We start from the raw sequence: 25,426 nt of genomic DNA, 5'->3' as shown, positions 1-25,426 counted from the left end.
ATGTTTCTCAATAAACTTGTCAATCTTTTTTTATTTTTCAGATAAACCATTTTAATGCTTCTTAATAAAATCATATGTAAACGCATTAAAAGTACTTATATTATAAATAAAATTCAAAGTCCTCTTTTTAAAATTGAAGAAGCTAAACTAGAGATACGTTCATTTACAATGCTTTATGAAAAACTCAAGTATATATTTTCTCAATATTTTTCTGAAAATATATCTTACAAATACTAATGAATGTCTTCTTTATCATTTAAGATTTAATATATATTTCGAATACGATGTATCAATTTATTATATTCCAAATGGGTATTCCACTCACTTTTACATCTATAAAAATCCCAAAAGTAATTTAACCTTGTTAAAATAACTCATAAAAAAGCATCCTAATTAATAGAATAGGATGCTTTTTCGTAATCATAGTGTTATAGAAGATTTGTATACTTATGCTACGCTACGATACTCTTCTTCTTTTTCTTTTTTCTGTTTAGGTGCTTGAATTAAAATTGCGATAATGAATGACACGACACATAATACACCTATTACCATGAACGTTGGTTTGAATCCACCTAGAAGTGCACCGATAAAGGAACCTGCAAGCGCCCCAAATCCAAATCCTTGATACACAATTCCGTAGTTCTTACTATGGTTTTTCATACCGAAGAAATCACCAACAATAGCTGGGAAAATAGTGATATTTCCACCAAAGCAAAACGCTACACTTGCTACACATACGAAGTAAATACCATAATTTAAATCTACAAAACTTAGAACTAAGACTGAACTCGCCATAACAACAAAAGTACCAGTAACGATTTTTAAACGCCCAATTTTATCCGATAACGGTCCTAAAATGATACGACCTAATGTATTGAAGATTGCAACCATAGCCACCGCATTAGCTGCTGTTGCTGCGCTAAGTCCTACAAGTTGAACACCAATGTCTTTTACCATACCAATTAAGTATAAGCCACTCATACATGATGTAAATAACATGATAAATAATAAGTATACTTGTTTTGTGCCTAACATTTCTTTCGTTGTGTATTCCTCAGTTTTTGTTTCATGAACTGCTCCTTGATCTGCAGCTTGATGGATTAAACAAGCACCAATTACAATCATAGCTGTAACAATTAAACCCCAGTATATAAATGCTTGGGATACACCAACTGATTCAATCAACTGTGCGTTAACGTATTTAAAGATTAAGCTACCTGAACCATATGCAGAGACAGAAATACCAGCAATTAAACCTTTACGCTCTGGAAACCACTTTATTAAATTTGATAGTGAAGTGATATATGCTGTACCATCTGCATAACCTACAACAACTCCCGCTAGTACATAAAGTAATATTAGTGAGGATGCTTGTGAGCTAAGTATTAATCCTAGTCCTAATGCTAATCCAGCTATTATAATAAGTTTACGAAGTCCCCATTTTTCTTGCAATTTACTCGCAAATAAAGTTGAAAATGCTAAAGAAAGACTAGTAATTGAGAAAGTTATCGCAACAGCGTTAAGACTCCAACCGTATTTACTAACTAAAGGCTGATTGAATAAACTCCATGTATATATCGTCCCAAGCCCCATTTGTACTATAACTGTGCCAAGGACAACAAGCCATGGATTAACAGTTGATTTTTTCATACCTTTCCGCCTCCTCTTTCTATTTCAATGCTATTCGCTAAATTTACTTTTTTTATGTTCATTTTGGTCACCTCTTTTGATTTAACACCTTCATTGTATAAGATGTTTTCGTTTATGTAAGCACTTACAAGACAGAGCGTCAAAAACGTAGAATCAGTTACAAAAAACGAAGGATGAAATACAAAAACTACTTATTAAATACGTAACAGTTATTTAATAAGTAGTTTTTGTATAAGCTCTATTTACATTTGTTTTTGAACCCTTTTTTAAAAAGTGAAACAATAAAACCGTCTCTTTACTATTTATTAAAGAGACGGTTTTATTAGTTCAATTCATAAGCCTGACTTTTTTTATACGTTTATGTTTCTCTGCAGTATTTACATAGAAATATTGTTTCGCTAATGCTGAAAACAATTTACTTTGCTTATAATAAAGTGAAACTTTAATCAGCCCTCACCAATCGGGCTTTTACGGGCAACAGGGCCCTCGCCTAACTTCTTTGCTTCCACTGAATTTTGAGGCGGGGGTCTTACTGCCCAACAAATAGCGGGATAAACTTAAATAAAATATAACTTTTAACATAGGAGTACTTTATACTCTTCTATTAGAGAACAAATTTTTTTCCAATAAATAAAACTAAATATTCACTAATATATCTATCCGTGGTTTAATATATATAATAAAAAATATTTCTGTCTTTAATGAGGAGGTACTATGAAAGCAAACGTAGGGGATACTATACTTTTTCAACGAAATAATTTAAAGATTACAGGATCTGTATTAAAACTTTATACTGAATCGGTCTTAGTTGAAATTACAAATGTAAGCGGTGGTACTTTTGAATTTGATCGAACAATTGTAAATCATAAAAACTATAAAGTTTTAAATACAAATACATAAAACACCACAAAATAGCCCCTGCTCAACAGCAGGGGCTATTTTATATAAAAATATTTCACTAGTTTATATACCCTAAAACATTAACAATCTTACTCGCTTTTAAATTGTTAATATGATAATAAATTTCTAAACCTCTTCTCTCTGCTCGTAACACTTTACCCTTCATTTTTGATAAATGTTGTGAAACAGTAGATTGCGGAATATTCAGTAACTCTGTTAATTGTGTTACATTACAAGTTTTTCTCGTACTTAATTCATTTACAATTTGCAGTCGGATTGGATGCGCCATAATTTTTAAAATATCTACATCTTCTTCTGAAACTAAAGTTTTTCTCATTTCACTCGTATATGTTGTCATAAGACATTCCCCTTTTATATGAATTCCATATTCATAAGATCTATTTCCAAATTTTTTAAAACCCTTGATTAAAACTTTCATATAGAAATAAAAGGATTTTAAATTTTTGAAAACAGAACTTACATTCACTTTATTTATTTATTTATTTGGTACATATACATAATACAATGTTAATATGTGCTCTATGTGAAGTTCGCATAAATTTATGATGAAGATTTATTTAGCCACTCACATCCTACTCATCTAATTACTCACTGCATAAAATCATCAGTTATTTTAACACATTTTAGGCGTTTGTATATACTATTTATAAAACAACTTTTATAAAGGGAGGATTCATATGCCTACAGCGTTACAAGAAGAAGTCGAAGAAGCACGGGAAACATATGTCAGTCGTATCATCTTAGTTGGAGGATCGACTTTATTTTTAGTAGGCGGGGTTATATCGGCAATTTCAGCTTTTAAAGCTTATAATCGTTTGGAGAATACGCCGCCTTCTACAGATAATTCATAGATATTTTATAAAATAAAACGTCGCCTCCAATATGAAGAGACGACGTTTTATGATTCATACATATGACACTAAAAGTATCGATAGATTCCCTACTCCATTTTCTAAGCTTACTTCACCACAAACCTAGTCTGACTACATCCATCCTTCTGCTTCGTTACTTCTAATACAGCTGGCATTGCGTTTTTCAGCTCTTGAACGTGTGAGATGACACCGATAAATCGGCCTGATTTTTGTAAGTCAATTAAGGCATCTACTGCTTTCGTTAATGATTCTTCATCTAATGAACCGAACCCTTCATCGATGAACATCGTTTCGATAGAAATACCACCTTCATATGCTTGAATGACATCTGCCATTCCTAGCGCTAAGCAAAGTGATGCGTTAAATTTCTCTCCGCCGGATAATGTTTTTACATCGCGCGTTTGGCCAGTGTATGCATCGTACACATCTAAACCTAATCCACTTTGGCGGTTTCTTTTTTCAACTCGCTCACTTCGTTTTAAATAAAATTGTCCATTTGATAATTTACGTAGTCGTTCGTTTGCGATTTGAACAATTTGTTCTAAATACTCAATTAAGATGTAACGTTCAAATGATATACGACTTTCGTTATCACCTTTCATTACTTCATATAAATCAACAAGTTCTTGGAAGGCTTTTTCTTCCTCGTGAATTTGTTCGTCAATACGTCTAATGTTTTCATGTAAATCAGAAATATATGTTACCGCATTTTGCGCACGTTGACGTTTTTCTTTAATTATATCGAGATTAATTTCTAGATCTTTTATGTGTTCACCTAAAGATGTAATATCCATATACTCTTTATCTTTTAATTCTGAGTTTAACTCTTCAATTTGTTTTGCAAGTACTTCAAGCGATGAATAATAACCTTGAATTTCTTTTTGTAATATCTCCATCTCGGCATCGCTTAATTTGGCTTCTTTATACGTGAATTGATCTGTAAACCCACTTTGTTCTAGCTCTTTCATAAAGCGTGCGAAAGTCTCTTCTTTCTTTAATTTTGCACTTTCAAATTGATTAGAAGCACCTTTTTGTTCAGCTTGAATACGTATATTTTCATTTTGCCAATGCTGATACGCTTCCTGCACTTTCTTCCATTCGTCCTCCATTAACCTAAGTTCCTGCATAGCTTGATTAAACTGTGCTTCCCAAGCTTGTACTGTTTGTAAGTTTTCTGGAATATTTCGTTTATCATGTTCATATGACGTACGAAGTTGCATACACTCCATTTCTGTACGGTGCTGCATTGTTTCTACTTCTCGTTTTTGTTTCTGAAGTTCTTCTATTTTTTCTTCTACGCTTTTCATGTTCGCAGCAATCTGCTTACGTGTTTCTTCACTTGCTTTTAACGTATTAACATCTGCAGCTAATTGTTTTCCTTTTTGAACAAGTGCACTATATGTTTCAGCTAATTTTTCCGAATTGTAGCCGCGCTTCACAACTTCTTCTATCACTTGTTCATATTGTAGTCGATAGAAATTCCATTTCTCCTCTACTTGCACATGGAATTTTTCAGCAATGTTCTTCTTATCTCTTAAATCGTTTAACTCTTTTTCATCGATCGCATTACTTTGCTCTGTAGCTTTTTGTGGATGATTCGTACTACCACATACCGGACAAGATTCACCGTCATGTAAATGAAGAGCTAATATACCAGCTTGTTCACTTAACCAGCGGCGCTCTATGTTTTCATATGCACGAACTGCCACTTGCATTTTATTATTTGCCGCTTCTTTTTCTTGCTCGAATTTTTGTTTTTCTTGCCAAACATCATATGCTTGTTTTAAAACTTTTGCATCTTCTCGCATATTCGTTAGTTCTTCCACTTTAGCTACATATTGCTCAAGTGCTTGTTCTAATTGCTGCAATTCATCAGACATTCTCTGTTTTTGGTTTGTATGCTCTTCTAGTTGTTGATCCAACTTTTGCATACTTTCTTTTAATTTCCCTATTTGAATTTCGGCATTTTGTAAATTCAACTTTCTCTCAGCTAATGATTCAATGATCGCTTGTAACTCTTCTAATCTTTGAACAAGTTTTTTAGCATCTTCTCGTTCAGCTTCTTTATTCTTTACTACTTCATACTTCTCCTGAGCAAGTTCAAAGCTATTCATTATCTGTTCTTGTTTGACGATTATCTGTTTTAACAAACTTTCAGCTTTCTGCTCATTTTCCATCGCTTCTTCATACCATTGTTCAAATGGTAATAAGTGCTTTGCTTGTTCCGCACGTTTAAAGAATTTTTCTTTCCTTTCAATTGCTGCACGGTTCTCTTGTAAAGTGTTATATTTCTCATTCTTTTGTTGTAAATCTATAAATTTCTCATTTACAGATTTTGCTGCATGAAAACGTGTTTCTGCATCCTTTAATTGCTTCGTTTGAACATCTTGTTCTACTTGTAATTGCTCAACCTCTGCCTTATACACGGTTGTTTCTTGTTCTAACGCTTCTACTACTTGATGCGTATTTACATGTTCTTGTGCCACTAATGTCTCTAATAATGCTCCATCACGGATTGGTAATTTAAAAACATTACGGAAGTATAACTCTCGCTCTTTCTGCTTTTCTTGTAAGACGTCTTTCCATTGTTTTCGTTTTTGGTCAAGTAACTCACGCATTAACTTATAACGATCCGTTTTAAAAATACGACGTAAAATCTCTTCTTTGTTTTCCGTCTCAGATGTTAATAATTTTCGGAATTCCCCTTGGGGTAACATAACAATTTGGCTAAATTGATGTTTACTTAACCCAATTAAATCTTCCACTTTTTTGTTTACGTCTGTTACATGAAAACGATCGACGGCTGGAACGTTTTCTCCATCAATAACTTCATATAATTCTACTGCATGTCCTGTAATGGTCTTATTCCCTTGTTTTTTATGTCCAAGTTGTCGTTTTATTTCATAGCGTTTCCCTTTTAATTGAAAGGTTAGTTCAACACTTGTATAAACATTATCATCAGCAAATTGACTTCGAAGCATGCTCGTATCACTACGTTCTTCTCCACTAGCCTCACCATATAACACATAACAAATCGCATCAAAAATCGTTGTTTTTCCAGCTCCTGTATTCCCAGAAATAGCGAAAATACGATGTTCTCCAAGATCTTCAAAATCGATTATTTCTTTCTGTTTATATGGCCCGAATGCTGTCATAATAAGCTGAATCGGTCTCATCCTCGTTCACCTTCCCGTTCTTGCACTGTTTGTAATACATCTATAAATAGGCGTTCTTTCTCTTCTGATAAATCTAACCCTTTCATTTCTTTATAGAAAGCCTTTAAAAGAGATAAATCATCCGTTTTATGTCTTGAAACAGTTACTTCATTTGTATCTGTGAGTTCTCGTCTTTGCATCGCTCTTTCAACGTGCATTGCATTTGGATATACAGATCGTATTTTCTCCATTGGCTGTAAGACAGGGTTTTCGTCTAATAATTTTACAAATACGTAATCTTCACTTACTGGGTGCTGTAATAATTCATCTATTTTCGCTTCTACTATTCGCATTTTACGACGTGGTGAAAGTAACCTTTTTTCAATTGCTACTTCACCAGTTTCATTCAGTTCTACAATGTAATAACCTTTTTTATGTTTCTCTTCAGAAATTGAATAGGCAAGTGGTGAACCTGAATATCGAATCGTCTCATTACGTACGAAATGCGCTTGATGTAAATGTCCAAGCGCTGTGTAATGAAACTTATCAAAATAATGACTATTTACATATTCAGCACCACCAATTGAAAGTGGTCGTTCTGCATCACTTGTATTCTCCTCCGCTTCTCCTGAAGAAGTTACAAATGCATGTCCAACAAATACATGTCTAGCTTCTTTATCCATCGTTTCAGAGAGCTCATTCATAAAAATGCGCATCGCATCATCATGAGAACGTACGTCTTCATTTTTCAACACGTGCCTCACTATGCTTGGGTCTGCATACGGTATTAGATGGAAGTGAACCTCTCCATATTCATCATTTAGTACAACAGGTTCATACGGGAATTGAAATTGACCTGCAATATGCAAGCCCTGTTTTTTCATTAAACTACTTCCAAAATGGATACGATCCGGACTATCATGATTACCAGCTACTGCAATAACTGGTGTTTGTAAATCAATAACTATTTTTTGCAGCACATCATTTAATAAGTCTACTGCTTCTGTAGGTGGAATTGCTCGATCATATAAATCCCCTGCAATAATTACAGCATCAGGTTTTTCTTCTTCAACAGCCTGTACAAACTGATCTAATACAATCTTTTGGTCTTCAGTCATATACACGCCATGAACAAGCTTACCTAAATGCCAATCCGCTGTATGAAATAACTTCATATTTTTCTACTCCTTTTAATTTACTGATTTTAGTGAAACGAGTTGATAGTTTATTATAGTTTTTCCGTTCTCCCACTCTAGCTTTAATATCGTTGCACTTCCAATTCTTTCTTCATTTGATTTATATAAAGGCAATATTTCTTGAACTGTAAATAAGTGATAACCATCCAATATTAATTGAAATATATTTTCTTCAATATGTAATCTTACTTCTTTTTCATTTGAAATAATTTTTGTGTGCATCTCAAATTTCATGATAGATACAACCCCTTTTTATAATCTCTACATTTTAATAGTATAGTGGCTATGCAAGATTGACAAGTACATACACAGCAAAGTACACACTTTTCTATTGTTATATGTTTTATGTATTTTATATAAAATACGGTATGTGAAATTTTATATTTTTCCCAAAATAAAAATGCCTATTGTGACATCTTTATTTTTGTATAAAGTCTTTCATTACATAATATAAAACGGTAATTAAAACGATTGCGACGAAAAATGAGAACACTGCGACAATGTACCCATCTTTATTTAATAAAATACAGAATGAAATAGATATTATAAAAATCGGAAATACGAGACGTACTTTATCCTTCACTTCTTCTGTCGTATCTGTATGATGAAAATACTGCGTTATTCCTATCATTAAAGAAGACAAAATAATAACCGACAATAGTAAAGGTCCTGGCATTCCGATTTCTCCTTTCTCTATTTCTAATTCAGTGTAAAATTTTTTATTACAATTGTACGATTCATTTTTTCTTCAAACACTCTTTTTAGAATTGATAATGAACAATTCACACCTATATAATAGCGCTTTTATCATTATAACTTCAAATAATTACACTTACAGTAATGTTGTAATATTCCCCCTCAGTCTCTGAAATCCTGCAAAGATAACTCGTCAAAATATGCGGTGACCAAATTAATATTTACCGTCAACTTTTGACGAAATTTATAAAGGACATTTCAGTACATATCAAGAATTAAGAATAAGAAGATATGTAAGGGAGGATGCATTATGACTGAACACGTTTTATTTTCTGTTAGTGAAAACGGCGTTGCAACAATTACTTTAAACCGTCCAAAAGCACTTAATTCTTTATCTTATGACATGTTACAACCTATCGGACAAAAACTTAAAGAGTGGGAACACGATGAGCGTATTGCACTTATCGTGTTAAAAGGAGCTGGCACAAAAGGTTTTTGTGCAGGCGGCGACATTAAAACTCTTTATGAAGCGCGTTCCAATGAAGTGGCATTGCAACATGCAGAACGTTTTTTTGAAGAAGAGTATGAAATTGATACATATATTTATCAATATACAAAACCGATTATTGCTTGTTTAGATGGAATTGTAATGGGCGGTGGTGTCGGTCTTACAAATGGTGCGAAGTATCGCATTGTAACTGAGCGTACGAAATGGGCAATGCCAGAGATGAATATCGGCTTCTTCCCAGACGTCGGAGCTGCATATTTCTTAAATAAAGCGCCTGGATATACAGGACGATTCGTTGCTTTAACAGCATCTATTTTAAAAGCTTCTGACGTATTATTTATTAATGCTGCTGATTACTTTATGACATCTGATTCATTACCAAAGTTTCTTACTGAACTTGAAAGTGTAAATTGGCATAAAGAAGATGATGTACATACTAATTTAAAAGAAGTTATTCGTACATTTGCAACTGCTCCAAACTTAGAAAGCGAGCTTGCTCCTTCAATAGAAGTAATCAATTCACATTTTGCTTTCGATACAATTGAAGAAATCATCCATTCATTGGAGAAAGATGAAAGTTCCTTTGCTCTAAAAACGAAAGAAACACTGTTATCAAAATCCCCTATTTCACTAAAAGTAACATTAAAACAGTTTATTGATGGAAAAGATAAATCCGTTAAAGAATGTTTCGCTACGGACCTTATACTTGCTAAAAATTTCATGAGACATGAAGATTTCTTCGAAGGAGTACGCTCCGTTGTCGTTGATAAAGATCAAAATCCGAATTATAAATATAAACAGTTAAGTGACGTTTCAGAAGAAGATGTGAATCGTTTCTTTAACTTACTTAATGCATAAAATGAAACTGTCATGAGGGGGTGTTTCGTTCATCCCCCACCTAACTTCTTTGCTTCAGCTAAATCTTGTGCGGTAAAAATCTTACTACCCGCAAATAGCGGTATAAAATCGAGGCTATATAGTAGCTGTAATTACAGCTACTATATAGCCTTTTTATTTAATGCTTTTTAATAAAATTTAATTTTATTAAATCCATTTTTGTGCTACACTGATTTTAATCAAATATTCTAAAAATAAAAAGGAGGGGCGGCTATGATAGAAAATTATCTTCTTTTCATCATTATGTCTATTTGCCTTATCATTTTACCTGGTCCAGATACAGCAATGGCTACGAAAAATACATTGGTTGCTGGTAAAGTCGGTGGAGTGAAAACAGTGTTTGGTACATGTATTGCACTATTAATTCATACTTTAGCTGCTGTAATTGGTCTTTCTGCACTTATTGTAAAGTCAGCTCTTTTATTTTCTATTTTCAAGTACGTTGGGGCTCTCTATTTAATATATATCGGTATTAAAGCCCTTTTAGCAGTAAGAAACAAAGAAAACTTAGATGCAAATGATCTATCTTTGAATAATGAAAACGAACATACTTCTTGCTTTCGCCAAGGATTTCTTACAAATTTATTAAACCCTAAAGTTGCAGTATTCTTTTTAACGTTTTTACCGCAATTTTTAAATCCAAATCATAATACGTTTATCCAACTACTCGTAATGGGCCTTACTTACCTCGTTTTAACAGCCATTTGGTTCGCTTTTTATATATTTTTAATTGATAAAATTAGTGCTTTTATGAAAAAACCGAAGACGCAACGTTATATTCAAGGGTTAACGGGAGTCGTCTTAATTGGTTTTGGTATTAAACTTGCTTTTGAAAAAAGTAATTAACAAGATGAAAACCACCACTATTAATAGTGGTGGTTTTCATTTAATAACTAATTTGGCTGTTTATTTTATATTAAAACCAGCGCTCAGTTACAACTTTTTTACGTGTATAGAATTGAACGCCATCTGTACCATTTGTACCTAAATCACCAAAGAATGACGCTTTGTTTCCTGCAAATGCGAAGAATGCCATTGGTGCTGGAACATTTACGTTTACACCGATCATACCAGCATCGATATTATCACGGAACGTTTGTGCATGTTTACCGTTTGACGTATAAATAACTGCACCATTTGCAAATTTAGATTGATTTGTTAGTTTAATACCTTCTTCTAAATCTTTAACTCGTACAATGCTTAATACTGGAGCAAAAATCTCATCTTGCCAAATTTTCATTTCTTGATTCACGCCATCAAAGATTGTTGCACCTACAAAGTAACCTTCTCCAACTTCTTCCTTAATTTTACGGCCATCTACTAATAAAGTTGCCCCATCTGCTACACCGCTATTAATATAGCCTAAAACGCGCTCTTTATGAGATTCACGGATTAATGGTCCAACATAGTTCTCTTCGTTAAAACCATCGCCTACTTTTAATTTTTTCGTTTCTGCTACTAATACATCAATGAATTCATCAGCAATTTCATCTACTACTGCTACTACTGAACATGCCATGCAGCGCTCTCCACTACTTGCGAATGCAGATCCAATTACACCTTGTACTGTTTTCTCAAGATTGCAATCTGGCATTACAATCGCATGGTTTTTCGCACCAGCTAACGCTTGTACACGTTTCCCGTGTTTCGTACCAGTTTCATAAACGTAACGAGCTACCGGCTCAGATCCAACGAATGAAACAGCTTGAATATCTTTATTTTCTAAAATGCTATTTACAACATCTTTTCCGCCTTGTACTAAATTTAATACTCCTTTTGGAAAACCAGCTTCATAGAATAACTCTACAAGTCGCTCCGCTAAAAGTGGCGTTCTTTCAGATGTTTTTAATACGAATGTATTACCGCAAGCAATTGCAAGTGGGAACATCCATAACGGAATCATCATCGGGAAGTTAAACGGCGTAATACCAGCAACAACTCCGATTGGGTAGCGCCAAATCGATCCATCAATTCCGCTAGCGATATTCGGAAGTGCTTGACCCATCATTAAATTTGGCGTAGATGTTGCAAGTTCTACCGCTTCAATACCACGCTGTACTTCACCTGTTGCATCCGTTAGCGTCTTACCATTTTCTAGCGTAATGATTTTTGCAAGCTCATCTTTGTTTTCTTGTAATAGCTGTAAATATTTATATAAATTTCTTGAACGATTCGGAACTGGTACTTTAGACCATGTTTCAAATGCTGCTTTTGCCGCTTCAACAGCTTTTTCGACATCTTCTTTTGGAGATAGTGGAACGTAAGCGATAATTTTCCCAGTCGCTGGATTTGGCACTGCTTCTACTTCCGTACCTGTCGATTCAACCCACTCACCGTTAATGTGATTTTTTACTCGTTTAATTTCAGTTGTAATCATTGTATTCTCTCCTTTGTATAATTTATTTTTGATTAGAAATTAATTGCTCGCTAACTTTCTTATATAAAGCAGCCATATCGTTTTCACCATATCCAGCTTGACTCGCTTCGTCATATACGTTTAATAACATTTCGCTTATCGGTAAATGGAGTTCGCTTTCCTTAGCTAAGTCAACTGCAAATCCTAAATCTTTCTTCAATAAATTCACAGTAAATCCTGGCTCGTAGTTTTCAGGTGCTATAAAACTTTTATAATTACGTTCATAAATTCTACTTTGACCGTAACTTACATTTAAAATATCAAACATTTTATCTAAATCCATATTGTTCTTTTTCGCTAATGTTAAAGCTTCACTCACACCAGCTGTATAAAAACCAATTAATAAGTTATTAATTAACTTAACAGTTGTACCACTATCAATCTGCTCACTAACGTGGAAAATGTTCGCGCCTAGTACGCCCATGATAGATTCCGTTTTCTCATATACCTCTTTTGATCCACCAACCATAAACGTTAATGTACGGTTTTCGGCTCCGATTACACCACCGCTCACAGGTGCTGCTAAAAAGTCTACTTTCCTTTCCTTTGCAGCTTCCTCTAACTGTTTGTTTAACTGCGGCGATACCGTACTTGTATCAATGAAAACTACATTCGAGTGACCATTTTCAAATAATCCTTCTGCTCCAAAATATACCGCTTCAACAGCGCGAGGTGAAGGTAAACTTGTAAAAACTACATCACATGTTTCTGCTAGTTTTGAGATTGATAGACCGATAATTCCGCCTTCTTTTTCAAAGGACGCTTCCGCCTCTTTATTTAAGTCCACGCCATATACTGTGTAACCTGATTTAACTAGATTTTTTGACATTGGAAGACCCATGTTACCTAAACCGATAAAACCAATCTTTTTCATATCGCTTTCCTCCTATTTACACAATATATTTCCCACGATTTATAATAGCTTTCGCAATTTCTCTCTTCTTCGTAAATACGTTCGTGTATACAGGCACTAATAATTGACGGATTTCAGCTAAAATCACATGTCTATCTTGTTCTTCTGTGACAGCTGCTGAAAGTACAGAAATCGCCGCTTCTTCTACTTTACGGTATCCTTCTTCACAAATAACATCCGTTATTAATTGCTTCGTACGTTCTTTTTCCTCACCATTTTTACTTACCGCTTTTCTCGTACGTAAAAACGCTGATTCCATGACGTACACGTCCGTCAACATATTTGAAATTACACGTGAATATTCTTGTTCTTGGTCAATTTTTAGACCCGGAGTTTTAGAGAGCGTTTTCAAAGATTGTTTCAACAATTTTTTCGCTAATAAAATGTAACGATGGTTTCTTTCGACATTTGCTACATCACTTTCTACTTCAGTATCTTCTAATTGTTCGATTTGCTTCATTAACATTTTAGCAACTGTTAATCTATTAATTTCGTTCGTCCCTTCAAAAATACGACTAATTCTAGCATCACGATATAATCGTTCTACCTCATATTCTTGCATATAACCGTAACCACCATGAATTTGTACAGCTTCATCTACGATATAAGCAAGTGTTTCAGAAGCATTTACTTTATTCAGTGCACATTCAATTGCAAATTGGGACATTTTCTTCATAAGATCCTCATCGCTCTCATGAATTGCTTCATCAATTACACCTGCTGTACGATAAGCTGCACTTTCGGCTCCATATGTAGCAATGATCATATTTGCAATCTTCTCTTGAATCATCGTAAAGTCTACTAATTCCGTTTGGAACTGTTTTCGCTCTTTTCCATATTGAACCGACAAACCAATTGCTTGTTTTGCTGTTCCAATATTTCCAAAAGCAAGTTTAAGTCTAGCAAAGTTAAGAATATTAAGAGCTACGTGATGCCCTTTCCCAACTTCCCCTAAAACATTTTCAGCAGGGATGACAACATCTTCTAAAATAAGAGTCGCTGTTGAAGAACCTTTAATCCCCATTTTCTTTTCTTCTAATCCAATAGATACACCTTCACATGTTCTTTCGACAATAAACGCTGTCATTCCTTTATTTGTCTTCGCAAAAACAACGTATACATCTGCCATATGAGCATTTGTAATCCATTGCTTCTCACCATTTAACTTCCAAGCTGTTCCCTCTTCATTTAATACGGCGCTTGTTTTTGCGCTTAATGCATCCGAACCAGCATTTGGCTCCGTTAAAGCATAAGCCCCAATCCATTCTCCCGATGCGATTTTCGGTAAATATTTTTCTTTTTGCTCTTTCGTTCCATAATATATGTAAGGCAATGTACCGACACCAGCGTGTATATTAAAAGAAACGCTAAACGCACCAGCGTAACCCATTTTCTCTGCTACAAGACCTGAGACAGCCTTTCCTAACTCGAACCCGCCATAATCTTCTGGTACCTCAATGCCTAATAATCCAAGTTCCCCAGCTTTCTCAAATAATTGACGAGAAACTTTATAGTTATGTTGTTCAATATTCTCCATTTGTGGAACAATTTCTTGTTTAACAAATTGTTCTGTCGTTTTTGCGATTAAATCTTCATCACCTGAAAAATCTTCTGGTGTAAAGTAAGTATGATTTATATCTTTTTTGAGTGAAAAAAATTCATCCCATGGTAACTTCGTTTTCTCCATATGTATCCCCCTATCATTCGGCTTTCATAGCTTTTTGCTTATGCTCGTCTACGATGAGTGGAATATCTTTTTTGAAAATAGAAGGCGATGATTTTTCACATCAAGCATTTTATTTTGCCAAAGATGTATTTTCATCGCCTTCGCTGCTTTATCTATTGATCTTCTGATAATACTGTTTTTGCAATACCAGTATCTAACTCTTCAAAGTCATGATATGAAATTGTTTCGTATAATTCACTTCTCGTTTGCATATTAGAAAGTGCATCTTTTTGAGAACCTGTTTCTTTAATTAAAGCAAACACATTTTCATACGCTTTCGCTGCAACGCGAAGTGAAGTTACAGGATAAATAACCATTTGGAAGCCCATATTCGCAAATTCCTCTGCACTATAATATGGAGTTTTTCCGAATTCAGTCATATTCGCAAGCAAAGGTGCATTTATCTTACTATTAAATAGACGGAATTCTTCCTCTGATTGAAGCGCTTCAGGGAAAATTGCGTCTGCACCTGCTTTTACATATGCATTTGCTCTTTCAATTGCTTCATCTAATCCTTCAACGCCGCGAGCATCAGTACGTGCCACAATGTATAAGCTCGGTGCAACTTCTTTAATCGCTTTAATTTTTTGAACCAATTCTTCTGTAGTAACAAGTTTCTTACCATTTAAATGTCCACATTTTTTTGGTAATTGCTGATCTTCAATTTGGACAGCTGCTACTTTCGCTTCCATCATTTCTACAGCTGTTCTCGCCACATTTAGTACACCACCAAATCCTGTATCAATGTCAACAAGAACAGGTAAGTCTGTAGCTCTTACTAAATCTCTTGCTCTCTCAGCCACTTCAGTAGACGTCACGATACCTAAATCTGGTAAGCCTTTACTTGCAGTATAAGCAGCTCCTGATAAATAAAGAGCTGAAAAACCTGTATTTTTTGCAACTAAAGCCGCCATTGCATCATGAGCACCTGGAATTTGCAAAATTTCATTTGCTTCTACTAAAGCTCGGAATCGATTCGCAAGCTCCTCTTGTGTTGACTGCTTTTTCACAACCCAAGCCATTCTAAATTCCCCCTATTATTAAATTAAGAATAGATCTACAAATTCGTTTACATTCATATTTTCTAGTTTTTCTTCATTTAAACAAACTTCATGAATTTGTTCTTGTTGCTTACTAGAATAATGACCTGCCATATTTGCAGTGAATTTTTGAACAACTTTTGGAATTGCTTCGTCTCTACGGAAGCGGTGACCAAGTGGATATTCACATTCCACATTTTCTGTTACTGTGCCATCTTTAAAGCGAACTTGAACAGCGTTGGCGATTGAGCGCTTGTTCGGGTCAAGGTAATCTAAACTGTACTGTTTGTTTTCAACAACAACCATCTTATTACGTAATTCATCTACACGTGGATCGTTTGCTACTGCATCTTCATAATCGTCTGCAACGATATCTCCTTTTAATAAACCAATTGCCGTAATGTATTGTAAGCAATGATCACGATCAGCTGGGTTATTTAATGGACCTTCTTTATCAATAATACGAATTGCTGATTCATGAGTTGTAATTGTAATACGGTCAATTTCATCTAATCTCTCTTTAATTTCCGGATGCAACTTCACTGCACATTCTGCAGCCGTTTGTGCATGGAATTCTGCTGGATATGACACTTTAAATAATACATTTTCCATTACATATGACTCTAGTGGTCTTGCTAATTTTAATTCTTGTTTATTGAATAATACATCTTGGAATCCCCATCCTGGCGCAGATAATGCTGTTGGATAACCCATTTCACCTTTTAGAGCAGTCATTGCAAGATGAACACCGCGGCTCGTTGCGTCACCTGCAGCCCATGATTTACGTGAGCCCGTATTTGGAGCATGACGATATGTACGAAGACTAGAATTATCAATCCACGCATGTGATAATGCATTAAAGATTTCTTCACGTGTTCCGCCAAGCATTTTCGCAACTACTGCAGTTGTTGCTACTTTTACATATAATACATGGTCAAGACCAACTCTGTTTAAGCTGTTTTCTAAAGCAAGCACGCCTTGAATTTCATGTGCTTTAATCATCATTTCTAATACTTCACGTACTTTTAAAGCTTCTTTTCCTTCTGAAATACGAACACGGCTAATATAATCTGCAACTGCTAAAATTCCGCCTAGGTTATCAGATGGATGTCCCCACTCTGCTGCAAGCCAAGTATCGTTATAGTCTAACCAACGGATCATACATCCGATATTAAATGCACCTTTTACTGGATCTAGTACATAAGACGTACCTGGTACACGTGTACCATTTGGCACGATTGTTCCTGGCACAACTGGTCCTAGTAATTTCGTACATTCTGGATATTGCAGTGCTAAAATTCCACATCCAAGTGTATCAAGTAATACGTAACGAGCTGTACTGAATGCTTCTGCACTAGTAACCTCTTTATTTAATACATAATCGGTAATCTCTTCTAATAATGCATCTTTTTGCTTAATTTCATTTGTTTTAATCATGCTATTCTTCCCTTTCTGTCGAAAATTCGTTATTATTAATGATGGGTGTCGGTCAAACACCCATCTGGCGGGCGGCGCTAACAACTCCCCAGTTGTTCTTATTTACTAAGTACATGTCGCTCGCCAATATAATTTACACGTGGACGGAACAAACGATTATTTGCATGTTGCTCAATAACGTGCGCACATAACCCCACTGTTCTAGAGCTAAAGAAGATTGGTGTGTAAAGTTGAATTGGAATACCTAGCATCCAATATACTGGAGCTGCATAATAATCAAGATTTGGATAAATTCCTTTTTCTTTTTCCATAATCTTTTCTCCAGCTTCACACATTTCATATAGTGTATAATCACCTTTTACATCACATAACTGTTTTAAAGCTTCCTTCATCATCAGTGCTCTTGGATCCATCTTCTTCATATAAACACGGTGTCCAAAGCCCATAATTTTTTCTTTGTTATATAGTTTCTTCTGTAATAACTCTTCAAATTTCTCAACATTACCAGCTTCTAAAAGCATGTACATAACCGCTTCATTTGCACCGCCATGTAAACTTCCTTTTAAAGATGCAACTGCACCTGTTAGAGCACCGTATAAATCTGATTGTGTTGATGCAATAACGCGAGCTGTAAATGTAGAGTTTGGCATTTCATGCTCACTATATAAAACAAGGGAACGATCAAAGATCTTTTCCTCAAGTTCAGTTGGTTTTTTACCAGTTAACATATAGAAGAAATTCGCACTATATGATAATTCTTTAAGAGGTTCAATTGGCTCCTCATTATTTAAAATATGATAGCTATTTGCTACAATGTTTGGCACTTTACTTAACAGCTTGTACCCTCGGCTTTTATTCACTTCTAACGAGCGGTTTTCGATATCATTATCGTAACCAGCTAACGCTGACACACCTGTACGTAATCCATCCATGGGATGCGTCTCTTTAGGCAATGCCTTTAGTACGTTGAATACACCTTCTGGTACTGCATATTCTTCTTTTAATTTCTTTTCAAGTGTTGCTTTTTCATCTTCATTCGGTAGATGTTCCTCCAATAAAAGGTGCACAATGTCTAAATACTCTTTTGTTTTTGAGAGTTCGATTAAGTCATACCCTTGAATTACAATTTCACCTTTTACTGTGTCAAGAAACGAGATTTTCGTCTCCGCTGCCACTATACCATCTAATCCCGGGGAAAATTTTTCTTCAGCTTTCATCATTATTTCCTCCAATCCTAATAGATCTTCGTGCACATAACTGTAAGCCTTTACAATATTGTGAAACTACATTTCTATTTCAATGTATCAGAGTTTTTAGAAGATTTCAATTTATTTTATAATGATAAGTTTCCTACACTTTTCTTACTGTAACAATACAATTTTTTGAAAATAATTCTTATATTTTATAAAGAAAGGATAGACTTCTTTGCGTATTTTCAAAAACAAGATATAAAGATTTTTCATATAACACCGCCAAATATAAAATTATTCTAATTTTATTTGAGAAATAGAAAAAACGAGCTGTACATAAATACAGCTCGTTACTATATGATATTTATTTCAATATCTCTTAAATATAATTTTTATATAAAACTTATTCATTTTTAATAAAGTTATTATTTTACATAATTAAATTGAATTTCTTCCATTTCCTCATGATAACTTACAAATAAATCATAGTTTTGAAAATACCAAAGATTATCAGAATCTACAAAAAATATAATACCTTCCTTCTCAACTGACACTATTTCGCCATCGGGTTTCTCAGCAACAACCCCTAAAGAATATCCGGGCTGAATTGAACTATTCCCTCCGTACCTTACAGTAAAACGTACAGATTCACCGTGCTTTATACGTAATTCTTCCTGGAACCATTGCAGAGCCTTACGATCAATTGAAATTCTCATCTTTATTCCTCCAGTTTACGCAAACTCTTTTTTTCCTAATCGTTGTTTTACAAAAAAGACGAAAATAATTAAGGCTATCAATGCTGAAATTGCACTCCCTGAAAATAAAATACGATAACCAAACATTTGTGAAACAACTCCAAGTAAAATAGCACCTAACCCGATTCCTAAATCAAACGCTGTAAAAAATGAAGCATTTGCAACTCCTCTTTTACTCGGATCGACAATTGTAAGCATTGCCGCTTGCAAAGCTGGCTGTGCTGAACCAAATCCAATACCGTATAATGTTGCTGCAATAATTACACCTATCAAACCATTTGAAATAGTTAAAACAACTATAGCTAAAATAGTAATACATAATGCTGGAAGTATAATGAATACTTCTCCATACTTATCTAATAGTTTCCCTGAAATTGGTCTTACAATTGTTAATGCAATTGCATATACAAGAAAGAAAGTTCCCGGATTCACATGAATTGATGATGCAAATAACGGTAAAAAGGTTGTTATTCCTCCATATGCAAACGATAAAAAGAATACTACAATCGTGATTGTTAATACGGATTTCTCAAATAGCTGCATCTTCCCTTTTTCTTTTTGTGGCGTAAATGGCATCTTCGTTATTAATGATAATACGACTGCCATAAAAGATAACAACGTCGCTAATAAAAATAGACCATCAAATGAATAATTTTGCACAACCCATAATCCAATCATAGGTCCGATCGCCATTGCAATTGTCATCGCCATCCCGTACCAACCCATACCTTCACCGCGGCGTGAATCTGGAATAATATCCGTTATTGCTGTTCCAACAGCTGTTGTAGAAACAGCCCATGTTACTCCGTGAATAACACGTAAAACAGCTAAAAGGACAATAGTCGATGCTATATTATAGGAATACATCGTTAAGCCAAAAAAGATGAGTCCGAAAATAATAAAGGATCTTCTACCATATTGATCTAACATTCCTCCAATAATCGGTCGTATTACAACCGCAGCTATTGTAAACATCCCCGTCATAAGTCCAACTTGCGATTCATTGCCACCTATCTCTTTAATAAAGAGCGGGAGCGTTGGAACAAGTAAATAAAATGCTGTAAATAAAAATAACATTGCGAAAGTCATTTGAATAAATGATTTCGTCCATAATCGTTCCATAAAAATACCTCCATACACTCGTAAAATATTACGATTAACACCCTCATTGTATATTTTTTTTATCTCTTTTCCCTCCGCAAATAGACGTATCTTTTCATATTAAATAGTCCACCATCAGCTTACATTAGTCTTAAGACTTTGTACGCATGTTTTAAACGAAAGTCCTATATATGTACCTTTATACGTGTGAAAAGAATATACTAATTTATTAACACAACTTAGGAGTGAATATTTTATGTGGGTATTATTAAGAGTAACTGCCGTAGTTCCTTCGACTCCTGGGATACATGTTCCTGCAGTTCATACAGCTAGCTCCGATGTAGGAATTGAACTTCCCGCAACTTGGCAGCAATATCAAATTCCCGGTCAAGTTACCCCTTCATTTTGGCATCATGGTGCCCATCCAAGTAGCACTACCTTTTATCATCCTAGCTACGCTCCACTACCTCAAGCTCAAGTCTTTTATCATTTCCCATCAATTTATTTTCAAAATTTTTATGGTACGTTTAACATTTAAAACACATCATTTCATAGCTACTACATTTAAATGAAAAAAGCACTTAAGATTGTAATTTTCACAAATCTTAAGTGCTTTTTAATATTTTTTATAAATTTTTCTTATTGCCCATTATTAGCAGGGGCCTCTCCTGCATTACCGCCAGTCTCTGGTTGTGTGGTCGCTGGTGGAGTTGTATTTCCTTGACCTCCTCCATTATTTGCTGGAGGTGTCGTATTTCCTTGACCTCCTCCGTTATTTGCTGGAGGTGTCGTATTTCCTTGACCTCCTCCATTATTTGCTGGAGGTGTCGTATTTCCTTGACCTCCTCCATTATTTGCTGGAGGTGTCGTATTTCCTTGGCCTCCTCCATTATTTACTGGAGGTGTCGTTCCTTGGCCATTTCCATTATTTTGTTCTTCTTGTTTCTTTTGCTCTTCTTGTTTCTTTTGCTCTTCTTGTTTCTTTTGTTCTTCTTGCTTCTTAAGTTCCTCTTGTTTCTTTTGTTCTTCTTGTTTTTTCAGTTCTTCTTGTTTCTTTAATTCTTCTTGCTTTTTCTCTTCTTCAGTTTTTTGCTGTTGATCTTGTTTTGGTTGCTCCGTTGTATCCGGTACGCTAGTATTTGGCGATGAATCACGTTTTTCACCTTTTATACGTAGCTCACTACCTTCTTGAATAACGCTACTTGGCATTTTAAAGCGTGATTTATCTGTAGCCATTTCGCTCATCATTTCTTTAAAGATCAACTGTGCAATTTTCGTATTTTTACTACTAATATACTCGTCTTTACCATCTTTCATATACCCAGTCCATACTGCCATCGTATATTGCGGTGTATATCCAGCGAACCAACTATCACGAGTTGCACTTTCTGGAATTTTATATTGAGCTAATTGCTTTGATGAATAGTTTGTCGTACCCGTTTTACCAGCTACATCTAAAGAGCCTACATTTGCCGATGTACCAGTACCTGATGTAACTACAGAACGAAGCATATCAGTAATCATGTATGCGGTAGAATCTGTCATAACTTGTTTTGGTTTTTGTCCAAAACTTTGTGACTTACCGTCTGGATAAACGACTTTCTTAACAAAATGCGGTTTCGTATATTTACCTTCATTACCAAATGCCGCATAAGCACCCGCTATTTCAGTTGGCGATACTTCATTTGTACCAATCGCTGTCGATTCTGTCGGTGCTGTATTAAATGTAATACCTAGTTTCTCAGAGAATTCTTTCGATTTACTAATCCCTACTTCTTTTGCAGTTTTAATTGCAGGAATATTACGCGACATTTTTAATGCTTCACGCATTGTAATTGGACCCATATGACTTCTATCTGCATTTCGTACTTCTTGTCCCGTTGAATACTTAAATGGAGAGTCATCAATTTGATGGTACGTAGCCCATTTTAAATATTCAATTGCAGGAGCGTAGTCGAAAATCGGCTTCATCGTTGAACCAGCTGCACGATCTAATTCAATTGCCATATTATGCCCTTTAAATACAGCTTTATTTTCTCCACGGCCACTACCTATAGCACGAACTTCTCCTGTTTTCGTATCCATAAATGTGAATGCACCTTGGAATTTATCGTTCGGATAATCAATGATATTATTATTTAAAATATTATCAGCAAGTTTCTGTGCTTTCGGATCTAACGTTGTATAAATTTCTAAACCGTCAGAACCGATATTAGCATCTGGTAATTCTTTTTCTACTTCTTTCACAACTGCATCCATAAATGCAGGGTATGGCATTGTTTGTAGTTGAGCTGCAGGCTTAAGCCCCTTTTCTACGTCAACTTTTGATGCTTCTTCCATTTCCTGTTTTGTTATATATCCATGTCGGTTCATTAAACTTAGAACAACATTTCTTCTTTCTGTTGCTTTTTGAACATTTTCTTTTTTCGTTGGATCATAGTTATTCGGTGCTTTCGGTAAACCTGCAAGCATCGCAACTTCTGGTAATGTTAAGTCCTTCAATTCTTTACCATAGTAGTTTTGTGCTGCTGTTGCGATACCATATGAACGATTACCTAAGTTAATTTTATTTAAGTACATCTCTAATATTTCATGTTTTGAATACTGTTGTTCTAGCTTATAAGCTAAATATATTTCTTGCGCCTTACGCTTTGGTGTTTTATCCATAGATAAGAAGTAGTTTTTAATAACTTGCTGCGTTATCGTACTTCCACCTTGAGAGCCATAATCTCCTTTAAGACTCACTAAAACAGCACGGGCAGTACCTTTAAAGTCTACTCCGCTATGCTCATAAAAACGTGAATCTTCTGTCGCTAAAAATGCATTTTCTACTAATTTAGGTATTTGATCATACGTAACATTCGTCCTTTTTTCTTTTCCATATTCATATACCAAATCCCCGTTTTTATCATAAATTTTTGAGGATAACGGATTAACAAGTTTTGCTTTTTCCAGTTTTGGTGCGTCCTTAATCATTACGAAAAAGGTAGCAACCCCCGCCACTAAACCTACAATACCAAGTAATAAACAAGTAATTAAAAACTTGCGGAAAAATGATGTTTTACCTTTTGGTTTTTGTGTTTTAGAAGCTGGTTGTTTTTTCTTTTTAACTTGTCGTCGCTCCTCGCGAGAACGATAATTTTCTGACATGTTACTTTCTCCTGCCTTTCAATTCTCCCGTTGATTTAATTAAAAATATTGAGGTCACTTTCGTAAATACGTTTAGGCAAGAAAGTGTATTGACCTGGAGCATTCAATATTTTCCCAATTCACAGATTACAAATTTTAGAATGGCTCTTATACATACTATTTTCACTTCTAATTTTCTAATAATGCTGCCCCTTTTAGCATAATAATGAAAGAAGTGAATTTTTATTACCTCGTATAAATAATATACCTTTTTTTCAAATGGTCAATATTTTCTTATTAATAAATCAAAGGTGAAATAAAAATAGCATATCGATATGAACTTCGTGTGAACTTACTTATAATTACGTATAACCAATATTTAATATATTTAATATTGGTATAATACCTCTTTAATTATAAAGATTTCAACACCACAATACCGTTTCCTACAAAGAATTATTAAAAATGAAAAATAAGGAGTTGCATAATAATGAAGCTATCTCCGGTTACCTCAAAAAATATAGTTGCTGTTGGTTATAATCCTTTTTCTATGATTTTGCGAATCCAATTAAAGCATGGTATGTATGATTTCTTTAATGTACCAGAAAGCATTTATACTGGCCTATTACATGCACAATCTAAAAGTTATTATCATAATACTTACATTAAAAATTCTTTCCGCCACACAAAAATTTAAACTTAACACCCACTAAAAAAGAAAGGAGGTTAATCCTCCTTTCTTTTAAAAACATTTGGCAGATGAATTATCTTCGATTTCTCTTATTAATTTCATCATATGCTTGAATTTGTTTTTTCAAACGCCGATCAGCTTTTTTATCATGCACTACAAGAATTGCGTGTATAACTCCTGGAACCCAAAATATTAATGTTAATATGAAATTTATGATTGCCTGAATTGGTTTTCCACAAAATAATACAGCAACAGGTGGAAGAAAAATTGCTAATAAATACATCATCCCTTGAAAACTCCTTATTTTATATTTTATATATCACTTTTCAAAATATACGCAAAAAAACCTACTACCATTTTAATCTTAACCTGCCTCTAAAATCAATGTATCCCCTTCTATTTATATAAGTATTTCAGACTTTTCATTGTTTTCTAGCCTATTTTCTTCCTCTATTGCAGTTATTCCAATTGCGGAAATTAACGTTCCTATCGCTTGTATCCAAATACCAATGAGTGCAATGATTCTCTCATCCTTCTTATCAAAAATACTATCTTTATTTTCTTTCTCATCTTTCAATACATTTAAAACACCTTGATACGCTTGTAATCCAGCTCCTAAACTTTGCATGGAGTTACCCAGTATAATAATTTTCTGTAATACATTTATATCCACCAAAGCTGCTTCTACTCCTAAAAAAGCACCAATCGATTGTAAACTGTTCCCTGTAATGATAAGATAATCATTCTCTTTCAATTGTTCATTTATATTAAAATATATTCCTATTACATTTGATATATTTCCTAATGCTAATAACTCAATTCCTATTTGATCAAGTAATTTACTTTGATTCTCTCTTTTTTCTTCCCCATCATCATAATTGCTCGCAATGATTTGTAATATATACCCGAGGGCTTGTAATGAGCTTCCTACAATAACAAGTTCCGATTCAACTTTCTCTTCTCCAATAAATCCTCTTGTCGTTCCAATAGCAGCTGTAAGATTCCCCCCTACTTGAAACCATGCCCCTGTCACTTTTAAACTGCTTGGATTCATTTTTATCACCTATTCAAATATTTTCTAAAGCTTTCAAAACAAACAAATCTCACCCTTAATCTTTTATTTTATTTTTCAG

23 protein-coding genes are annotated in these 25,426 nt (G+C 34.4%); 6 read left to right on the top strand and 17 right to left on the bottom strand.

Translation table 11 applies throughout. The features are described 5' to 3' along the window. Nucleotides 1-447: 447 nt before the first annotated feature. A complete protein-coding gene (locus MKY21_RS11595) occupies nucleotides 448-1,650 on the bottom strand; it encodes an L-lactate MFS transporter (protein WP_341076277.1) in 1,203 nt (400 codons plus the stop codon). A 714-nt stretch (nucleotides 1,651-2,364) separates the two neighbouring features. On the opposite strand from MKY21_RS11595, the gene MKY21_RS11590 reads away from it, so the two are divergent. Beyond that, the gene (locus MKY21_RS11590) at nucleotides 2,365-2,550 is read left to right on the top strand and encodes a YkvS family protein (RefSeq protein WP_000646793.1); all 186 of its coding nucleotides are present in this window, start codon (nucleotides 2,365-2,367) and stop codon (nucleotides 2,548-2,550) included. Between the two features lie 58 nt (nucleotides 2,551-2,608). On the opposite strand, the gene MKY21_RS11585 is transcribed toward MKY21_RS11590, so the two are convergent. After that, nucleotides 2,609-2,908, bottom strand: coding sequence for an ArsR/SmtB family transcription factor (locus MKY21_RS11585; protein WP_000214801.1), 300 nt, complete (start codon nucleotides 2,906-2,908; stop codon nucleotides 2,609-2,611). Nucleotides 2,909-3,248: 340 nt separating this feature from the next. Here MKY21_RS11585 and MKY21_RS11580 point away from each other — a divergent pair, with 340 nt between their 5' ends. Next, nucleotides 3,249-3,422 carry a hypothetical protein gene (locus MKY21_RS11580; RefSeq protein ID WP_001141668.1) on the top strand — a complete coding sequence of 58 codons (174 nt, stop codon included), beginning with the start codon at nucleotides 3,249-3,251 and terminating at the stop codon, nucleotides 3,420-3,422. A gap of 107 nt (nucleotides 3,423-3,529) precedes the next feature. Here the strand turns inward: MKY21_RS11580 and MKY21_RS11575 are convergent, their stop codons facing one another. From MKY21_RS11575 to MKY21_RS11560, 4 genes are all read right to left on the bottom strand, one after another. Further along, nucleotides 3,530-6,619: an AAA family ATPase gene (locus tag MKY21_RS11575; RefSeq protein WP_016117766.1), complete on the bottom strand. Its 3,090-nt coding sequence runs from the start codon at nucleotides 6,617-6,619 to the stop codon at nucleotides 3,530-3,532. Beyond that, complete coding sequence (locus tag MKY21_RS11570; protein ID WP_044796255.1) at nucleotides 6,616-7,773, bottom strand: exonuclease SbcCD subunit D; 1,158 nt, start codon at nucleotides 7,771-7,773, stop codon at nucleotides 6,616-6,618. The genes MKY21_RS11575 and MKY21_RS11570 overlap by 4 nt, the downstream gene beginning before the upstream one ends. A 15-nt stretch (nucleotides 7,774-7,788) precedes the next feature. Further along, the gene (locus MKY21_RS11565) at nucleotides 7,789-8,028 is read right to left on the bottom strand and encodes a DUF2584 family protein (RefSeq protein ID WP_000667345.1); all 240 of its coding nucleotides are present in this window, start codon (nucleotides 8,026-8,028) and stop codon (nucleotides 7,789-7,791) included. Nucleotides 8,029-8,212: 184 nt separating this feature from the next. Then, nucleotides 8,213-8,470 (bottom strand): hypothetical protein, encoded by a 258-nt coding sequence (locus tag MKY21_RS11560; protein ID WP_001119409.1) that lies wholly within the window; start codon nucleotides 8,468-8,470, stop codon nucleotides 8,213-8,215. Between the two features lie 330 nt (nucleotides 8,471-8,800). On the opposite strand from MKY21_RS11560, the gene MKY21_RS11555 reads away from it, so the two are divergent. Together MKY21_RS11555 and MKY21_RS11550 are read left to right on the top strand one after the other, a co-directional pair. After that, complete coding sequence (locus MKY21_RS11555) at nucleotides 8,801-9,856, top strand: enoyl-CoA hydratase/isomerase family protein (RefSeq protein ID WP_000134923.1); 1,056 nt, start codon at nucleotides 8,801-8,803, stop codon at nucleotides 9,854-9,856. Nucleotides 9,857-10,108: 252 nt separating this feature from the next. Beyond that, a complete protein-coding gene (locus tag MKY21_RS11550) occupies nucleotides 10,109-10,741 on the top strand; it encodes a LysE family translocator (RefSeq protein ID WP_044796252.1) in 633 nt (210 codons plus the stop codon). A gap of 70 nt (nucleotides 10,742-10,811) precedes the next feature. Here the strand turns inward: MKY21_RS11550 and MKY21_RS11545 are convergent, their stop codons facing one another. The 8 genes from MKY21_RS11545 to MKY21_RS11510 form a co-directional block, all read right to left on the bottom strand. After that, a complete protein-coding gene (locus tag MKY21_RS11545) occupies nucleotides 10,812-12,272 on the bottom strand; it encodes a CoA-acylating methylmalonate-semialdehyde dehydrogenase (RefSeq protein ID WP_000633346.1) in 1,461 nt (486 codons plus the stop codon). Between the two features lie 22 nt (nucleotides 12,273-12,294). After that, nucleotides 12,295-13,185, bottom strand: a complete 891-nt coding sequence (locus tag MKY21_RS11540; RefSeq protein WP_044796251.1) for an NAD(P)-dependent oxidoreductase — start codon at nucleotides 13,183-13,185, stop codon at nucleotides 12,295-12,297. A 16-nt stretch (nucleotides 13,186-13,201) separates the two neighbouring features. Further along, nucleotides 13,202-14,911: an acyl-CoA dehydrogenase family protein gene (locus MKY21_RS11535; protein ID WP_000415984.1), complete on the bottom strand. Its 1,710-nt coding sequence runs from the start codon at nucleotides 14,909-14,911 to the stop codon at nucleotides 13,202-13,204. A 152-nt stretch (nucleotides 14,912-15,063) separates the two neighbouring features. Continuing rightward, nucleotides 15,064-15,972, bottom strand: coding sequence for a methylisocitrate lyase (gene prpB / locus MKY21_RS11530; protein ID WP_061664875.1), 909 nt, complete (start codon nucleotides 15,970-15,972; stop codon nucleotides 15,064-15,066). Nucleotides 15,973-15,990: 18 nt separating this feature from the next. Next, nucleotides 15,991-17,427 carry a 2-methylcitrate dehydratase gene (prpD, locus tag MKY21_RS11525; RefSeq protein WP_086392389.1) on the bottom strand — a complete coding sequence of 479 codons (1,437 nt, stop codon included), beginning with the start codon at nucleotides 17,425-17,427 and terminating at the stop codon, nucleotides 15,991-15,993. Nucleotides 17,428-17,525: 98 nt separating this feature from the next. Beyond that, nucleotides 17,526-18,647 carry a citrate synthase gene (gene mmgD, locus MKY21_RS11520; protein WP_001987369.1) on the bottom strand — a complete coding sequence of 374 codons (1,122 nt, stop codon included), beginning with the start codon at nucleotides 18,645-18,647 and terminating at the stop codon, nucleotides 17,526-17,528. Between the two features lie 395 nt (nucleotides 18,648-19,042). Continuing rightward, nucleotides 19,043-19,333, bottom strand: coding sequence for a HesB/YadR/YfhF family protein (locus tag MKY21_RS11515; protein WP_001222847.1), 291 nt, complete (start codon nucleotides 19,331-19,333; stop codon nucleotides 19,043-19,045). Between the two features lie 15 nt (nucleotides 19,334-19,348). After that, nucleotides 19,349-20,494: an MFS transporter gene (locus tag MKY21_RS11510; protein ID WP_341076271.1), complete on the bottom strand. Its 1,146-nt coding sequence runs from the start codon at nucleotides 20,492-20,494 to the stop codon at nucleotides 19,349-19,351. A 235-nt stretch (nucleotides 20,495-20,729) separates the two neighbouring features. Between MKY21_RS11510 and MKY21_RS11505 the strand changes: the two genes are divergently transcribed. Next, nucleotides 20,730-21,011 (top strand): hypothetical protein, encoded by a 282-nt coding sequence (locus tag MKY21_RS11505; protein WP_000270087.1) that lies wholly within the window; start codon nucleotides 20,730-20,732, stop codon nucleotides 21,009-21,011. 101 nt (nucleotides 21,012-21,112) lie between these two features. Here MKY21_RS11505 and MKY21_RS11500 read toward each other — a convergent pair whose 3' ends face one another. Then, nucleotides 21,113-23,623, bottom strand: coding sequence for a transglycosylase domain-containing protein (locus tag MKY21_RS11500; RefSeq protein WP_341076269.1), 2,511 nt, complete (start codon nucleotides 23,621-23,623; stop codon nucleotides 21,113-21,115). 469 nt (nucleotides 23,624-24,092) lie between these two features. On the opposite strand from MKY21_RS11500, the gene MKY21_RS11495 reads away from it, so the two are divergent. Then, nucleotides 24,093-24,299: a KTSC domain-containing protein gene (locus MKY21_RS11495; RefSeq protein ID WP_000777843.1), complete on the top strand. Its 207-nt coding sequence runs from the start codon at nucleotides 24,093-24,095 to the stop codon at nucleotides 24,297-24,299. Nucleotides 24,300-24,366: 67 nt separating this feature from the next. On the opposite strand, the gene MKY21_RS11490 is transcribed toward MKY21_RS11495, so the two are convergent. Then, complete coding sequence (locus MKY21_RS11490) at nucleotides 24,367-24,579, bottom strand: YqaE/Pmp3 family membrane protein (RefSeq protein ID WP_000990219.1); 213 nt, start codon at nucleotides 24,577-24,579, stop codon at nucleotides 24,367-24,369. A gap of 114 nt (nucleotides 24,580-24,693) precedes the next feature. Then, complete coding sequence (locus tag MKY21_RS11485; RefSeq protein WP_001070041.1) at nucleotides 24,694-25,347, bottom strand: DUF6944 family repetitive protein; 654 nt, start codon at nucleotides 25,345-25,347, stop codon at nucleotides 24,694-24,696. Nucleotides 25,348-25,426 lie beyond the last annotated feature (79 nt).

Origin of the sequence: Bacillus sp. FSL R9-9497, assembly GCF_038005805.1 — a bacterium.
Classification (GTDB): Bacteria; Bacillota; Bacilli; order Bacillales; family Bacillaceae_G; genus Bacillus_A; species Bacillus_A cereus.
This window is presented reverse-complemented; position numbering and strand designations above follow the sequence as displayed.

Bases quoted from the DNA above. Each gene is read 5' to 3' on its own strand.
- MKY21_RS11595 (WP_341076277.1), bottom strand. From the start codon at position 1,650: ATGAAAAAATCAACTGTTAATCCATGGCTTGTTGTCCTTGGCACAGTT.
- MKY21_RS11590 (WP_000646793.1), top strand. From the start codon at position 2,365: ATGAAAGCAAACGTAGGGGATACTATACTTTTTCAACGAAATAATTTA.
- MKY21_RS11585 (WP_000214801.1), bottom strand. From the start codon at position 2,908: ATGACAACATATACGAGTGAAATGAGAAAAACTTTAGTTTCAGAAGAA.
- MKY21_RS11580 (WP_001141668.1), top strand. From the start codon at position 3,249: ATGCCTACAGCGTTACAAGAAGAAGTCGAAGAAGCACGGGAAACATAT.
- MKY21_RS11575 (WP_016117766.1), bottom strand. From the start codon at position 6,619: ATGAGACCGATTCAGCTTATTATGACAGCATTCGGGCCATATAAACAG.
- MKY21_RS11570 (WP_044796255.1), bottom strand. From the start codon at position 7,773: ATGAAGTTATTTCATACAGCGGATTGGCATTTAGGTAAGCTTGTTCAT.
- MKY21_RS11565 (WP_000667345.1), bottom strand. From the start codon at position 8,028: ATGAAATTTGAGATGCACACAAAAATTATTTCAAATGAAAAAGAAGTA.
- MKY21_RS11560 (WP_001119409.1), bottom strand. From the start codon at position 8,470: ATGCCAGGACCTTTACTATTGTCGGTTATTATTTTGTCTTCTTTAATG.
- MKY21_RS11555 (WP_000134923.1), top strand. From the start codon at position 8,801: ATGACTGAACACGTTTTATTTTCTGTTAGTGAAAACGGCGTTGCAACA.
- MKY21_RS11550 (WP_044796252.1), top strand. From the start codon at position 10,109: ATGATAGAAAATTATCTTCTTTTCATCATTATGTCTATTTGCCTTATC.
- MKY21_RS11545 (WP_000633346.1), bottom strand. From the start codon at position 12,272: ATGATTACAACTGAAATTAAACGAGTAAAAAATCACATTAACGGTGAG.
- MKY21_RS11540 (WP_044796251.1), bottom strand. From the start codon at position 13,185: ATGAAAAAGATTGGTTTTATCGGTTTAGGTAACATGGGTCTTCCAATG.
- MKY21_RS11535 (WP_000415984.1), bottom strand. From the start codon at position 14,911: ATGGAGAAAACGAAGTTACCATGGGATGAATTTTTTTCACTCAAAAAA.
- prpB (WP_061664875.1), bottom strand. From the start codon at position 15,972: ATGGCTTGGGTTGTGAAAAAGCAGTCAACACAAGAGGAGCTTGCGAAT.
- prpD (WP_086392389.1), bottom strand. From the start codon at position 17,427: ATGATTAAAACAAATGAAATTAAGCAAAAAGATGCATTATTAGAAGAG.
- mmgD (WP_001987369.1), bottom strand. From the start codon at position 18,647: ATGATGAAAGCTGAAGAAAAATTTTCCCCGGGATTAGATGGTATAGTG.
- MKY21_RS11515 (WP_001222847.1), bottom strand. From the start codon at position 19,333: ATGAGAATTTCAATTGATCGTAAGGCTCTGCAATGGTTCCAGGAAGAA.
- MKY21_RS11510 (WP_341076271.1), bottom strand. From the start codon at position 20,494: ATGGAACGATTATGGACGAAATCATTTATTCAAATGACTTTCGCAATG.
- MKY21_RS11505 (WP_000270087.1), top strand. From the start codon at position 20,730: ATGTGGGTATTATTAAGAGTAACTGCCGTAGTTCCTTCGACTCCTGGG.
- MKY21_RS11500 (WP_341076269.1), bottom strand. From the start codon at position 23,623: ATGTCAGAAAATTATCGTTCTCGCGAGGAGCGACGACAAGTTAAAAAG.
- MKY21_RS11495 (WP_000777843.1), top strand. From the start codon at position 24,093: ATGAAGCTATCTCCGGTTACCTCAAAAAATATAGTTGCTGTTGGTTAT.
- MKY21_RS11490 (WP_000990219.1), bottom strand. From the start codon at position 24,579: ATGATGTATTTATTAGCAATTTTTCTTCCACCTGTTGCTGTATTATTT.
- MKY21_RS11485 (WP_001070041.1), bottom strand. From the start codon at position 25,347: ATGAATCCAAGCAGTTTAAAAGTGACAGGGGCATGGTTTCAAGTAGGG.